Source organism: Cellulomonas algicola (assembly GCF_019024305.1).
GTDB lineage: Bacteria > Actinomycetota > Actinomycetes > Actinomycetales > Cellulomonadaceae > Cellulomonas > Cellulomonas algicola.
In genome coordinates, this window is sequence record NZ_JAHKSJ010000013.1 from 39,561 (window position 1) to 53,205 (window position 13,645).

9 protein-coding genes are annotated in these 13,645 nt (G+C 76.3%); 7 read left to right on the forward strand and 2 right to left on the reverse strand.

Going from position 1 to position 13,645, the window contains the following annotated elements; all coding sequences use genetic code 11:
- Positions 1-15: 15 nt before the first annotated feature.
- Both KOV94_RS10765 and KOV94_RS10770 read left to right on the forward strand, forming a co-directional pair.
- Positions 16-705, forward strand: a complete 690-nt coding sequence (locus KOV94_RS10765) for a metal-dependent transcriptional regulator (protein ID WP_124342584.1) — start codon at positions 16-18, stop codon at positions 703-705.
- Positions 706-886: 181 nt separating this feature from the next.
- Positions 887-2,143 carry an MFS transporter gene (locus tag KOV94_RS10770; RefSeq protein ID WP_124342583.1) on the forward strand — a complete coding sequence of 419 codons (1,257 nt, stop codon included), beginning with the start codon at positions 887-889 and terminating at the stop codon, positions 2,141-2,143.
- Here KOV94_RS10770 and KOV94_RS10775 read toward each other — a convergent pair.
- The gene (locus KOV94_RS10775) at positions 2,075-4,036 is read right to left on the reverse strand and encodes a helicase HerA-like domain-containing protein (protein ID WP_218052028.1); all 1,962 of its coding nucleotides are present in this window, start codon (positions 4,034-4,036) and stop codon (positions 2,075-2,077) included. The genes KOV94_RS10770 and KOV94_RS10775 overlap by 69 nt on opposite strands.
- Positions 4,037-4,175: 139 nt before the next feature.
- On the opposite strand from KOV94_RS10775, the gene leuS reads away from it, so the two are divergent.
- From leuS to holA, 5 genes are all read left to right on the forward strand, one after another.
- Entirely contained in the window at positions 4,176-7,094 is a 2,919-nt protein-coding gene (gene leuS / locus KOV94_RS10780) for a leucine--tRNA ligase (protein WP_218052029.1), read from the forward strand.
- Between the two features lie 44 nt (positions 7,095-7,138).
- Positions 7,139-8,062 (forward strand): DegV family protein, encoded by a 924-nt coding sequence (locus tag KOV94_RS10785; protein WP_218052030.1) that lies wholly within the window; start codon positions 7,139-7,141, stop codon positions 8,060-8,062.
- A 790-nt stretch (positions 8,063-8,852) separates the two neighbouring features.
- Positions 8,853-9,773: a ComEA family DNA-binding protein gene (locus KOV94_RS20715; RefSeq protein ID WP_308160490.1), complete on the forward strand. Its 921-nt coding sequence runs from the start codon at positions 8,853-8,855 to the stop codon at positions 9,771-9,773.
- 230 nt (positions 9,774-10,003) lie between these two features.
- Positions 10,004-11,590: a ComEC/Rec2 family competence protein gene (locus KOV94_RS10795; protein WP_218052031.1), complete on the forward strand. Its 1,587-nt coding sequence runs from the start codon at positions 10,004-10,006 to the stop codon at positions 11,588-11,590.
- A gap of 29 nt (positions 11,591-11,619) precedes the next feature.
- A complete protein-coding gene (holA, locus tag KOV94_RS10800; protein WP_218052032.1) occupies positions 11,620-12,639 on the forward strand; it encodes a DNA polymerase III subunit delta in 1,020 nt (339 codons plus the stop codon).
- A gap of 299 nt (positions 12,640-12,938) precedes the next feature.
- On the opposite strand, the gene KOV94_RS10805 is transcribed toward holA, so the two are convergent.
- Positions 12,939-13,556: an EAL domain-containing protein gene (locus KOV94_RS10805; RefSeq protein ID WP_124343151.1), complete on the reverse strand. Its 618-nt coding sequence runs from the start codon at positions 13,554-13,556 to the stop codon at positions 12,939-12,941.
- Positions 13,557-13,645: the final 89 nt, after the last annotated feature.

Below are 13,645 nucleotides of genomic sequence, written 5' to 3' on the forward strand. Positions count from 1 at the left end.
CCTACGCTGGTCGCCGTGAGCAGCCAGCCGACGCCCCCGTTGACCGCGGTGACGCAGGACTACCTCAAGGTGGTGTGGTCGGCGCAGGAGTGGTCGACGCAGCCCGTCACGACCAAGATGCTCGCCGCGCGCCTCGGCGTGGGCGCCTCGACGGTGTCGGAGACGGTGCGCCGCCTCGCCGACGCGGGCTACCTCACGCACCAGCCCTACGGGGCCGTCGAGCTCACCGCCGAGGGCCGCCGGCACGCGCTCGCGATGGTGCGCCGCCACCGCCTGGTCGAGACGTTCCTGGTCGAGGTGCTCGGCTACGGCTGGGACGAGGTGCACGACGAGGCCGAGGTGCTCGAGCACGCGGTCTCGGACCTGTTCGTCGAGCGGATCGACGCGCAGCTGGGCCACCCCCGGCGCGACCCGCACGGCGACCCGATCCCGGGCCCCGACGGCTCGCTCGAGACGCTCGAGGCGCGCGTGCTGTGGGAGGCGGAGCCCGGCCGGTGGGCCGTCGCGCGCATCTCCGACGCCGACCCCGAGCTGCTGCGCTACGTCGAGTCGGTCGGGCTCGTGCTCGACGCGCCGGTCGAGGTCGTCGAGCGGCGCACGGTCGCCGGGGTCGTGTCGGTGCGCGCGGGCGAGGGGCCCGACGCGGGCGGCGTCGACCTGGGCGAGGTCGCGGCACGCGCGATCTGGCTGGTGCCGCAGGGCTGACGAGCGCCGGCAGGTGCGCAGCCACCGAGGACGGGCGCTGCGCGGGGGCCGCCGGCGCGACGCACCCGACGTGCGCCGCAGCCCTGCGGAGCGGCCGGTGACGTAGGCTCGTGCCACATCCCGGAGCTGACGACGGTGTGACTCCGCCCCTGTGTCGAATCGATTCGTTCGGAGGACCGCCGTGGTTCTGACCCCTGCGCGCACCCGTCTCGCGCTGCTCGCGCTCGCGCTCGGGGGCTTCGGCATCGGCACGACCGAGTTCGCGACGATGGGCCTGCTCCCCGAGATCGCCGCCGACCTGGGCGTCTCGATCCCGACCGCGGGCCACGCGATCACCGCGTACGCGCTCGGCGTCGTCGTCGGCGCGCCCGTCCTCGCGGCCCTCGGCGCCCGCGCGGACCGGCGCCGCCTCCTCCTGGTCCTCATGGTCGCGTTCACCGTCGGCAACGTGCTGTCGGCGTTCGCGCCGACGGCCGAGACGCTCGTCCTCGCCCGGTTCGTCGCCGGCCTCCCGCACGGCGCGTTCTTCGGCGTCGGTGCCGTGATGGGCACCGCGGTCGTCGGCCCGGAGCGCCGCGGACGCGCGGTCGCCGCGATGATGACCGGGCTCACCGTCGCGTGCGCCGTCGGCGTCCCGCTCAGCGCCGTCGTCGGCACAGCGGTCGGCTGGCGCTGGGCGTTCGTCGGCGTCGGCGTCATCGGGCTGGCCACCCTGGCCGCGCTCCGGGCGTGGACGCCCACACTGCCGCCGCTGCCGGGCGCGACCGTCCGCACCGAGCTCGCGGCGCTGCGCAACTCCCGGCTCTGGGTCGCGTTCGGCGCGGGCGCGATCGGGTTCGGCGGCATGTTCGCCGTCTACTCCTACGTCAAGCCGCTGCTCACCGAGGTGACCGGCCTCGACGTCGCCGTCGTGCCCCTCGTGCTCGCGCTCTACGGCGTCGGCATGACCGCCGGGACGCTCGTCGGCGGCCGGCTCGCCGACCGGTCCGTGCTCGGGACCGTCGTGGGCGGCATGGTCGCGACCATCGTCGTGCTCGTCGCGATCGCACTCGTCGGCCCGTACCCCGTGCCCGCCGTCGCCGCGATCGTCCTGCTCGGCGTGACGTCGCAGGTGCTGGGGCTGTCCCTGCAGACGCGGCTCATGGACGTGTCGCCCGCGGCGCCGTCGCTCGGCGCGGCCCTCTGCCACTCCGCGCTCAACCTCGGCAACGCGGCGGGGGCCTTCTTCGGCGGTCTCGTCATCGCGGCCGGTCTCGGCTACCTCGCGCCCGCCTGGGTCGGCGCCGGGCTCACCGCGCTCGGCCTCCTCGTCGTCCTGACGGTCGGGCGGTCCGCGCCGCCGGCCGCCGTCGGTGCAGTCCCGGGCGGCTCAGCGACGGCGACGACGGGTGCCGAAGAGCGTGCGCGTGATCTCACGCCCGAGCTGAGTGCCCGCTGACCGCAGGAACGAGTCCAGCGGGTCCGACGACGACCGCGAGGACCGGCGGGCCGCCGGACGCTCCCGGGCGGCCTCCCGCTCGCGTCGCGCCAACTCCTTCTCCGCGGCGGCCCGCTCCTTCTCCGCGGCGGCCTGCTCCTTCTCCGCCTCGGCCCGGTCGCGAGCCGCCTCCCGGTCCGCCTCGGCGCGTTCGAGCCGGGCCGTGAGCAGCTCAGCGGCCGACTCGCGGTCGACCGTCGCGCCGTAGCGCGCCGTGGCCGGGGACGCGGCGACCAGCTGTGCCACCGTCGCCTCGGGAGCCGCGTCCATCGACGCGCGCGGCGCGAGCAGCCGCGTCCACGCGACCGGCGTCGGGGCGCCGCGCTCGCCGAGCACCGTGACCACCGCCTCGCCCGTCGCGAGGTCCTGCAGGACGCGCTCGAGGTCGTAGGTCGAGGTCGGGTAGGTGCGCGCCGCCGCGCGCAGCGCCTTCGCGTCGTCCGGGGTGAACGCCCGCAGCGCGTGCTGCACGCGGCTGCCGAGCTGCCCCAGCACGTCGGGCGGCACGTCCTTGGGGCTCTGCGTGACGAAGACGATGCCCACGCCCTTCGACCGGATCAGCCGGACCGTCCGCACGACCTGCGCGAGGAAGTCGTCGGAGGCGTCGGCGAAGAGCAGGTGGGCCTCGTCGAAGAAGAACACCAGCCGCGGCTTCTCGGGGTCGCCGACCTCGGGCAGCACCTCGAACAGCTCGGCCAGCAGCCACATGAGGAACGTCGAGAACAGCTCCGGCCGGTCCTGCACGCCGGGCAGCTCGAGCGCCGACACCACGCCGCGCCCGTCCGCGGCCGTCCGCAGCAGGTCCTCCACCTCGAACGCCGGCTCGCCGAAGAACGCGTCGGCGCCCTGACCCTGCAGCGCCACGATCTCGCGGAGGATCACGCCTGCCGTCGCCTTCGACAGCCCGCCGATCCCCGCGAGCTCCACCTTCCCGTCGTCGGACGTCAGCCACTGCAGGGCTGCCCGCAGGTCCGCCAGGTCGAGCAGCGCGAGACCCTGCTGGTCCGCCCAGTGGAAGACGAGCCCCAGGCTCGACTCCTGCGTCGCGTTGAGGCCGAGCACCTTGGCCAGCAGCAGCGGCCCGAAGTCCGTGACCGTCGTGCGGACCGGGACGCCCTGACCCACGCCGCCGAGCGCGTAGAGCTCGACGGGGAACGACGCGGGCGACCAGTCCTGCCCCAGCGCGCGCGTCCGCTCCGTCAGCCGGTCCGACGCCGCACCCGTGACCACGAGGCCCGTCAGGTCGCCCTTCACGTCCGCGACGAACGTCGGCACGCCTGCCGACGACAGCTGCTCCGCCATCAGCTGGAGCGTGCGCGTCTTGCCCGTGCCCGTCGCGCCCGCGACGAGCGCGTGCCGGTTGAGCAGCCCGAGCGGCACCCCGACCCGCGCCGACGGCACCGGGGTGCCGTCCTCGACGAGCACGCCGAGGTCGAGCGTCGGGCCCGCGAACGTGTACCCCTCGCGCACGGTCCGGACGCGTTCCGGCTCGGTCGCCTCCTCGCCGCCGGCCTCCACCCCGCCCGTGTCCGGGCCGGTCCCGTCCGACGCCGGTCGCGCCGACGCGCGCGCGTCCGCAGCGGCGGCAGCGGCGGGCGTCGCAGCGTCGGCCGGGGGAGTGACGGCTGGGGGAGCGTCGGTCGCAGGAGCGACGCTCGCGGCAGCGTCGGGTGGCACGGCAGTCGTCGGCGCTCCGCCCGATCCGGCCGCTGCGCGCAACGCCGCGACCTCGGCCGCCCGCGCCTCCGCCTCCGCGCGTGCCGCGGCGGCCTCGAGCCGCACCGCCTCCGCGGCGGCTCTCGCCGCCTCCGCCTCCGCCGCGGCGAGCCGCACGGCGTCCGAGGTGTCGCCCATGGCGCGATCGTAGGAGCGGCCTGGTCGCGCCGCAGGTCCACGGGAGCGTCCACCGGGCGCGCGCACGGTGCGCGACGTGCCGCGGCGTCGGGGTGACCGGTGTGTGCGGGCGTCACGGGCGCGTCGGTAAACTCCTCGGGTGACGTCGCAGGACACCTCCGCCCCCGCCCCGACCAGCCCGTCGGGCGAGGTCCCGTTCCGCTACACCGCCGCCCTCGCGCAGGAGATCGAGCTCCGCTGGCAGGACGAGTGGCAGCGCCGCGGGACGTTCTTCGCCGCCAACCCGGTGGGTGAGCTCACCGACGGCGACGGGCGGCTCGCGCAGCCGGGCAGCAAGCCGTTCTTCGTCATGGACATGTTCCCGTACCCCTCGGGCGCGGGCCTGCACGTCGGGCACCCGCTCGGGTACATCGCGACCGACGTCGTCGCGCGCTTCCGCCGCATGCAGGGCGACAACGTGCTGCACGCGCTGGGCTTCGACGCGTTCGGCCTGCCGGCCGAGCAGTACGCCGTCCAGACGGGTCAGCACCCGCGCACGACGACCGAGGCGAACATCGAGATCATGCAGCGCCAGCTGCGCCGGCTGGGCCTCGCGCACGACCCGCGCCGCTCGTTCGCCACGATCGACCCGGACTACGTCCGCTGGACGCAGTGGATCTTCCTGCAGATCTTCGAGTCCTGGTACGACGAGGACGCGGTGCGTCCCGACGGCGGTCGCGGCGCGGCCCGTCCGGTCGCGGACCTGGTCGCGGCCTACGAGGCCGGGCGCGCGCTGCCCGCGGGCGTCGACGGCGTCGCCGACGGCGCGACGTGGGCCGACCTCGACGAGGTGACGCGTCGCCGCGTCGTCGACTCCCAGCGCCTCGCCTACGTCTCGGAGACGCCGGTCAACTGGTGCCCGGGGCTGGGCACGGTGCTGGCCAACGAGGAGGTCACGGCCGACGGGCGTTCCGAGCGCGGCAACTTCCCGGTGTTCCAGCGGAACCTGCGCCAGTGGAACATGCGGATCACCGCGTACGCCGACCGCCTCGCGGACGACCTCGAGCACATCGACTGGCCGGACAAGGTCCGCTCGATGCAGCGCAACTGGATCGGTCGCTCGCAGGGCGCGCAGGTGCGGTTCGCGGTGCAGGGCGGCAGCGAGGTCGAGGTCTTCACGACGCGTCCCGACACGCTGTTCGGTGCGACGTTCGTCGTCGTGGCGCCCGAGCACCCGCTGCTCGACGAGGTCCCGTCGACGTGGCCCGACGGCACGCACGCGGCGTGGACCGGCGGCCACCGCACGCCGGTCGACGCCGTCGCGGCGTACCGCCGGGAGTCCGCTGCGAAGACGGCCGTGGAGCGTCAGGCCGACGCGGGCCGCAAGACGGGCGTCTTCACCGGCCACCTGGCCGCGAACCCCGTCAACGGCGAGCTGCTGCCGGTCTTCACCGCCGACTACGTCCTCATGGGCTACGGCACCGGCGCGATCATGGCGGTCCCCGGCGGCGACGAGCGCGACTTCGCGTTCGCGCAGGCGTTCGAGCTGCCGGTCGTCTACACCGTCGACGCCCCCGAGGGCACGCCGGACGGCGCGCGCACCGGCGACGGCAGCATCATCCACTCGTCGAACGACGAGATCTCGCTCGACGGCCTGTCGGTCCCGGAGGCGAAAGCCGCGATCATCGCGTGGCTCGAGCAGCACGGCATCGGCGAGGGCACCGTCACCTACCGTCTGCGCGACTGGCTCTTCAGCCGCCAGCGCTACTGGGGCGAGCCGTTCCCGATCGTCTACGACGAGCACGACCTGCCCGTCGCGCTGCCGGCCGACGCGCTGCCCGTCACGCTGCCCGAGGTGCCCGACTACGCGCCGCGCACCTTCGCGCCCGACGACGCGCAGTCGTCTCCCGAGGCGCCGCTGGGCCGCAACGACGAGTGGGTGACGCTCACGCTCGACCTGGGCGACGGCCCGAAGCAGTACCGCCGCGACACCAACACCATGCCCAACTGGGCCGGGTCGTGCTGGTACTACCTGCGCTACCTCGACCCGACGAACGACGAGCGGCTCGTCGACCCCGAGCTCGAGCGCTACTGGATGGGCCCCGGCCACGGTGCGCAGCCGGGCGACTCGGTCGGCGGCGTCGACCTGTACGTCGGCGGCGTCGAGCACGCCGTCCTGCACCTGCTGTACGCCCGGTTCTGGCACAAGGTGCTGTTCGACCTCGGCCACGTGTCGAGCGCCGAGCCGTTCCACAAGCTCTTCAACCAGGGCTACATCCAGGCGGCGGCCTTCACCGACGAGCGCGGCGTCTACGTGCCCGCGGACGAGGTCGTCGAGGACGGCGACGCCTTCACGTGGCAGGGTCAGCCCGTCACCCGCGAGTACGGGAAGATGGGCAAGTCCCTCAAGAACGCCGTCACGCCCGACGAGATGTACGCCGAGTACGGCGCCGACACGCTGCGCGTGTACGAGATGTCGATGGGTCCGCTCGACCTGTCGCGCCCGTGGGAGACGCGCGCGGTCGTCGGGTCGCAGCGCTACCTGCAGCGGCTGTGGCGCAACGTCGTCGACGAGACGACCGGCGCCCTGGTCGTGACGGACGACGCGCCGTCGACCGAGACTCTGCGCGTGCTGCACCGCACGATCGCCGACGTCACCGCGGACATGGAGGCGATGCGCCTCAACACCGCGATCGCCAAGCTCATCGTGCTGAACAACCACCTCACCACGCTCGACGCCGCCCCGCGTGCGGCCGTCGAGGCGCTCGTGCTCATGACCGCGCCCGTCGCTCCCCACGTCGCCGAGGAGCTCTGGCAGCGGCTCGGTCACGACCGGTCGCTCGCGCACGAGCCGTTCCCGGTCGCCGACCCGGCCCACCTCGTCGAGGAGACCGTCACCTGCGTCCTGCAGGTCCAGGGCAAGGTGCGCGGCCGCGTCGAGGTCAGCACCGACGTCGCCGACGACGAGCTCACCGCGCTCGCCCTGGCCGACGCGGGCGTGCAGCGCGCGCTCGCCGGTCGCGACGTCCGCACCGTGATCGTGCGCGCGCCGCGCCTCGTCAACGTGGTGCCGGCCTGACCGCGACCACCGGGCGACGTGCGGGCACCCGCCCGCACGTCGCCGTGGTCACCGACTCCACGGCGACGCTGACCCCCGCCGACGCCGCCGCCTGGGGCGTCGAGGTCGTGCCGCTCGACGTCGTCGTCGACGGCGAACGGCACGCCGAGGGCGTCGACCTCGGCCCTGCCGAGCTCCTCGCCGCGCTCGGCCGCGGCGCCCGCGTCACGACGTCGCAGCCGCCGCCCGCCGCGTTCGCCGCCGCGTACGAGCGCGCCGTCGCCGCCGGAGCCCGCGAGATCGTGTCCGTGCACCTCGCGGGCGGCCTCTCCGGGACCGTCCAGGCCGCGCGCGTCGCCGCCGCGACCGTGCCCGTGCCCGTGCACGTCGTCGACTCCGGCACCGCCGGCATGGCCCTCGGGTTCGCGGTGCTCGCCGCCGCGCGCGCGGCGCGGTCGCCGTCCGCGACGGAGCCGTCGGCCGCCCGCGGCGCCCGGGTCGCGGGCGGCGTGCGCGGCTGGTGGCAGGGCAGGTTCGCGCGGCCGACGACCCCCGGCGGCGCCGAGGTCGCGGACGTCGCGCGCGCCGTCGCCGCGTCCAGCCGGGTCTGGTTCCTCGTGGACTCGCTCGACCACCTGCGCCGCGGCGGCCGGCTCGGCGCGACCGCCGCCGCGCTCGGCACCGTGCTCGGGCTGCGGCCCATCCTCACCGTCCGCGACGGGTCCGTCGTCGTCGTCGAGAAGGTGCGGACCCGTCGCGCCGCACGCGACCGGCTCGAGGCGCTCGCCGTCGCCGACGTCGCACGACGCACCTCGGCACGCGTCGCCGTGCACCACCTCCAGCAGCCCGAGCTCGCCGGCGCCGTCGCCGAGCAGGTCCGCGTGTGGGGTGCGCAGCGGGTCGTCGACGCCGTGACGTGCGACGCGGGCGCGGTGATCGCGGCGCACGTCGGCCCCGGCCTCCTCGCGATCGTCGTCGCCGACGCGTGACGCCTGGGTCCGACGCCTGGGGTCGGACGCCTGGGGTCTGATGCCTGGTGCGTGACGCCTGGTGCGTGACGCCTGGCGCCTGACGCGTGGCGTCTGACCCGTGGACGTGCCGGCGACCCGCACCGTGACACCGGTCCGGACCGGCGCTCGTCGCCGCGTCGCGTCGCGCGCGGCCGGACCCGCCCGGCGGCGGCACGTGAGCCGTCCACAGCCCGGGCGGCCGGCGTGAGTCGCACCGTGCAGGGCGACGCGGTACCCCGGACCGGGCCGACGTCCCTAGCGTCGCGGCGTGCGCAGGAACCCCGAGGACGCTCCCCGCCGACGCCTCGCCGACGTCGCGGGGCGGCCCCCCGCCGGATGGACACCGTCCCGCGACGCGCCCCTCCGGTCCGGCCGCGACGCGGCGGCGGGGTCGACCGTCACGCCGACGCGTGCGGGCGCCGCACGCGGACTCCGAGTCGTCGTACCGCCCGCCGCACGCGACGACGAGCGCCATGACGTGCCGGACGCCGAACCGACCTCGGGGCGACCCGTCGCCGCCCACGGGGGACCGGGTCTCGACGAGGCGCCCCGCTCGGCGCGCCTGTACACGGCAGCATCCGTCGGTTCGCCGTCCCGACGGGCTCCCGCGACGCGCGCGGTCCGGCCGCGCCCCACGACCGGCTGGCCGGGGGACCGCCTCCCGCCCGACCCGATCGCCGACGGCTGGGCAGCATCAGGCGCGACAGCGACGTCACCGCCCCACCTTGGCCCGCTCGACCCGGCCGGTGCGGCCTGGGCGGCGCACGGCGTGACGGTCGTGTCGCACGCGGGCCCGAGCGCGCTCGACGCGGGCGGCGAAGGCTGGGCGACGGGCGGCGCGACGTCGCCGCCGGTTCCGGACGGCGCAGCCCCCGCGCCGGGCGGCTGGGACGTCGGCGGAGCGCTCGGGCTCGTCCGCGACGGCTACCTCGCGTCCCACGGCCGGTCACCGCTCGACGGCAGCGCGGCGGCGGCTCTCGGGGAGGAGGACGACGCGCTCGCGCACCGGCGGCGCGACGCACCCCACGTCCGATGGCTCGTGTCGTGGCGCGTCGCCGCGGCAGCGGCCGTCGTCGTCGTGCTCGGGGCGGGGACGGTCGCGGTCCGTGCCTCGACCCGTGCGTCGGGACCAGCGGTCGAGATCCCGGCGCCGGCGGTGACGACGACGTCTCACGCGGCGGCGGGGAGCGGGGACGCACGAGACCGCGCGCGCACGACTGACCCCGCGGCCTCACCGTCGGCCGGGTCGGTCGTGGTGCACGTGGTCGGCGCGGTCACGGCGCCGGGCGTCGTCGGGCTGCCCGACGGTGCTCGCGTCGCCGATGCGCTCGCGGCGGCGGGCGGCGCCGCGGCGGACGCGGACCTGTCGACCGTGAACCTGGCACGCGTCGTCGTCGACGGCGAGCAGGTGGTCGTGCTGCGGGTGGGTGAGCAGCCCGCCGCACCGCTCCCGACGTCAGCAGGCGGGGGAGGCGCGTCGGCCGCGGGCTCAGCACCGGCGGGGCTCGTCGACCTCAACACGGCCGACGTCACCGCGCTCGACGCGCTCCCGGGGATCGGTCCCGTCCTCGCGCAACGCATCGTGGAGCACCGTGCGGAGCACCCGTTCACGACGGTCGACGAGCTCGCCGACGTCCGCGGCATCGGCCCCGCGCTCCTCGAGACCCTCCGCTCCTCGGTGCGCGTGTGAGAGCGCACGCGGTGAGCCCCGACGCGGGTCTGTCGGAACCGGCGCCAGGCGACCCGCACGCTGCGCGGTTCCCCCGCCGTCGCCGTGCGCCCACGGTCACGACGGTCCCTCGCAGATCGCGTGCGGATGCCGTCGCGACGCGTGACCGTGCAGCGCCGCGTCCACCGGCAGGGCTGACGGCGCCTCGGGGTTCGCGTGTCGCCACGAGCGAACGTGCGGCGCCGCGCCGCGTGGTCGACCTGCGGCTGGTGGCGCCCGCGCTCGTCGCGTGGCTCGCGGCGTGCGTCGTCGTCCGGCAGGACGCGACGACGGGACGCATGGTGGCGTGCGCGTGCGCCGCCGGTGCACTGTCCGTGTTCGCCGCCGCCGGCGTGCGGTCCGGGCGGCACACCGGTCGTACGGCACGAGCCGGGCCAGGGCCGGCGTCGTGGGGCGCGTCCGTCGCGCTGGCGCTGGTGGTCGCCGTGGCGGTGCTGGGCGCCGGGGCGGCCCACGTCGCCGCGCGCGACGCGCTCGCGGTGGGGGTGTCGGCGTCGGGTCCGGACGGGATGCCGTCCGCGGACGCGACCGCGCCCGACTCGCTCGGGACACCGGCGGACGGTGCCGCTGCGGGTGCGAAGGGCACGACGACCGTCACCGGCACCGTCGACGGTCTCGCCCGGCCGCTCGCGTCCTCGTGGCCCGGGGCGCCGCCGCGCGCCCGGGTCGACGTCCGGGTGGAGCACATGGGGTCGGGCGCCACCGCGACGGAGCGCGGCGGGTCGGTCGTCGTGCTCGGTCCGGGCAGCTGGGGAGGCGTGCGACCGGGGGAGCGGGTGGTCGTCGCCGGCCGGTGGTCCGTCCTTCCGCGGGGGGACCGCGCCGCGGCGATCCTCGTCACCGACGACGCGCCCACGGTCGTGGCGCACGCGCCGCCGCTGCACGTGGTGGCTGGGGCGCTGCGCGCGACGGTGGACCGACAGGCCGACCGGTTGCCCGGCGACGCCGGCGCGCTGCTCCCGGGCGTCACGGTCGGGGACACGGCACGTGTGCCCGACGACCTGCGCGACGCGCTGCGCGTCTCGGGCCTCACGCACCTGACGGCGGTGTCAGGTGCGCACTTCGCGCTCGTGGGCGCGCTCGTCGTCGCGGGGGTCGGTGCGCTCGGCGCGCCGCGGGCGGTACGGGCGGGAGCCGTCCTCCTGGTGGGAGGGGCACTGGTGACGCTCGTCGGAGCGTCGCCCAGCGTCCTGCGGGCCGCGGTGATGGCGGTCGTGGGGTGCGGCGGGATGCTGCTCGGCCGGCGGGCGGCCGCACCGGCCGCGCTCTCGACGTCGGTCGTCGTGCTGCTCGTCGTCGACCCCTGGCTCGCGACCGAGCTCGGGTTCGTCCTGTCGGTGCTGGCGACAGGTGGCCTCGTGCTCCTCGGCGGACCCCTCGCGGAGCGCTGGTCCACCCGTCTGCCGCGGCCGCTCGCGACCGCGCTCGCGGCCCCGGTCGCGGCGCAGGTCGCCTGCGCTCCGGTCGTGCTGCTGGTCACGCCGACGGTCTCGGTGCTCGCGGTCCCTGCCAACATGCTGGCGGCCCCGGCGGTCGCGCCGGCCACGGTGCTGGGGCTGGCGGCGGCGGTCGTCGGGACCTGGTGGCCGGCCGGTGGTGACGTCGTCGCCGGCCTCGCGGGAGCGGCCTGCTGGTGGGTCGGGACGGTCGCACGCGCGGTCGCCGGGACGCCGGGCGCGGCGGTCACGTGGCTCCCGGGCGTCCCGGGCGTGATCCTGCTGGCCGTCGCGGGCGCCGCGACCGTCCGCCTCTCGTGGCCGTCGCGCGAGCCGCCGTGAGCGTCGGCACCGTCTGGCAGGCTGTGCGCGTGCCTCCCGCCAGCCGCCGCAGCTCCGCCCGTTCCGCCGCACCGGCAGGCCCGACCTGGCAGGACGTCGAGCCCGGGCCGATCGTCCTGGTGAGCGGCCCGGAGGACCTGCTGGCCGACCGCGCCGTCGACCGGCTCATCGAGCTCGGGCGGGCGAGCGACCCGGGACTCGAGGTGACGCGCCTGGACGCCGCCGACTACACGACCGGCACGCTCACGGTCGTCACGAGCCCGTCGCTGTTCGCCGAGGACCGCCTGGTCGTGGTGGCGGGTCTGGAGCGCGCGTCGGACGACCTGATCGCCGACGTGACCGCCTACCTCGCGGCGCCTGCCGCGGACGTGGTCGTCGTCCTGCGGCACGCGGGCGGGCAGCGCGGCAAGAAGCTGCTCGACGCGCTGAAGGCGCAGCGCGTCCCGACGGTCGCGTGCGACGCGGTGAAGACCGACGGGGACAAGACGGCGTTCGTCAGTGCGGAGCTGCGGCGCGCCGGGCGTCGTGCGGACGGTCAGGCGGTGCGCGCGCTGGTCGACGCCGTCGGGAGCGACCTGCGAGAGCTCGCCGCGGCGTGCTCCCAGCTGGTCGCGGACACGACCGGGCTGATCGGTGCGGAGGTCGTCGAGCGCTACTACGGCGGGCGGATCGAGGCGACGGGCTTCCGGGTCGCCGACGCGGCCGTCGCGGGCGACGCCGGGCAGGCGGTCGCGCTGCTGCGGCACGCGCTCGCGACCGGCGTGGACCCGGTGCCGATCGTCGCCGCGCTCGCCGCGAAGCTCCGGGTGCTCGCGAAGGTCGCGGCGGTCCGCGGCCGGGGTGCTGGCGCGGTGCGCGAGCTGGGTCTCGCTCCCTGGCAGACCGACCGCGCGCTCAACGACCTGCGTCGGTGGACGCCGGAGGGTCTCGCGGCGGCGATCTCGTCGGTCGCGCAGGCGGACGCCGAGGTGAAGGGCGAGGGTCGCGACCCGCGGTTCGCCGTCGAGCGCGCCGTCCTCCGCGTCGCGGCGTCGTCCGGCACCGCCTGAAGCACCCCCGTCCGGACGGGGCCACGCCGCGCAGCACCTCCTGCCGCGCCGCGCAGCACCGTCCGCCGCGTCGCCCGATGCGGCGTGACGCGTCGTCGTACGGCGGTGCGCGACGCGTCGTCCCGACGCCGCACGTCGGCGCAGTCGTCACCCGGTTGCCGTCGTGCCCGTCACCCGGATGCCGCACCGGCAGCGGTCCCGCCCGGTCCGGCGGCAGGCTGCGTGACGTCGGACGGTCGCGATGACCCGCGCCGAGCATGCGTGCTGCCGACCGAGAGCGATGCGGCCGGCGGCGGAGGTCACAGCGTCAGCGTGACCGCCCGTCCGAGCGCGTCGCCCTGGAGCAGGCCGAACCCGAGCTCGGTGCACCGGGCGCGCCGTGCGCTGCTGGAGACGCGTTCCGCGACGAGCCGCGCCCCGAAGGCGCGCGCGACGCGGACGAGCTCGTCGCCACCGGTCTCGAGGTCCCGGCAGTCGATCTTGACGTAGTCGGCGTACCGGAGCATCGCGAGCTGGTCGCGTGACGCGACGAAGTCGTCGAGTGCGATCCGGTAGCCGGCGGCGCGGAGGCGGAGCAGCCCGTCGAGCACGTCGGGCCCCGCCTCGACGCTCTCGACGACCTCGATGACGAGCCGCCCGGCGGAGGGCGGCAACGGCAGGTCACGGACGAGGAAGGACCGGGTGACGTTGACGAACGCCAGGGCGTCGCCGGGTGGGGGACCGTCGTGGAAGAGGGCTGTGAGCACCGCCGTGGTCGCACCGTCCTGGAGGTGTGCGCTCCACCTGTCGACCCCGGCGGGCAGGCCCGTCGGCGACCGGTAGAGGTACTCGTGACCGTGCAGTCGTCCGGACGTCGTCCAGATCGGCTGCCGGGCGACCGGCAGGTGCGGCGGTGCGCTCGGCGACGGCGCGGGCATGCTCACGTCTCATGAGAGGTCCGCGCCGCCCGATCATGACGCGGTTCTCCCGGTGCTGTGACAGGTCTCACGTGCGGCTGTCACCGAGG

Bases quoted from the DNA above. Each gene is read 5' to 3' on its own strand.
- KOV94_RS10775 (WP_218052028.1), bottom strand. From the start codon at position 4,036: ATGGGCGACACCTCGGACGCCGTGCGGCTCGCCGCGGCGGAGGCGGAG.
- KOV94_RS10805 (WP_124343151.1), bottom strand. From the start codon at position 13,556: ATGCCCGCGCCGTCGCCGAGCGCACCGCCGCACCTGCCGGTCGCCCGG.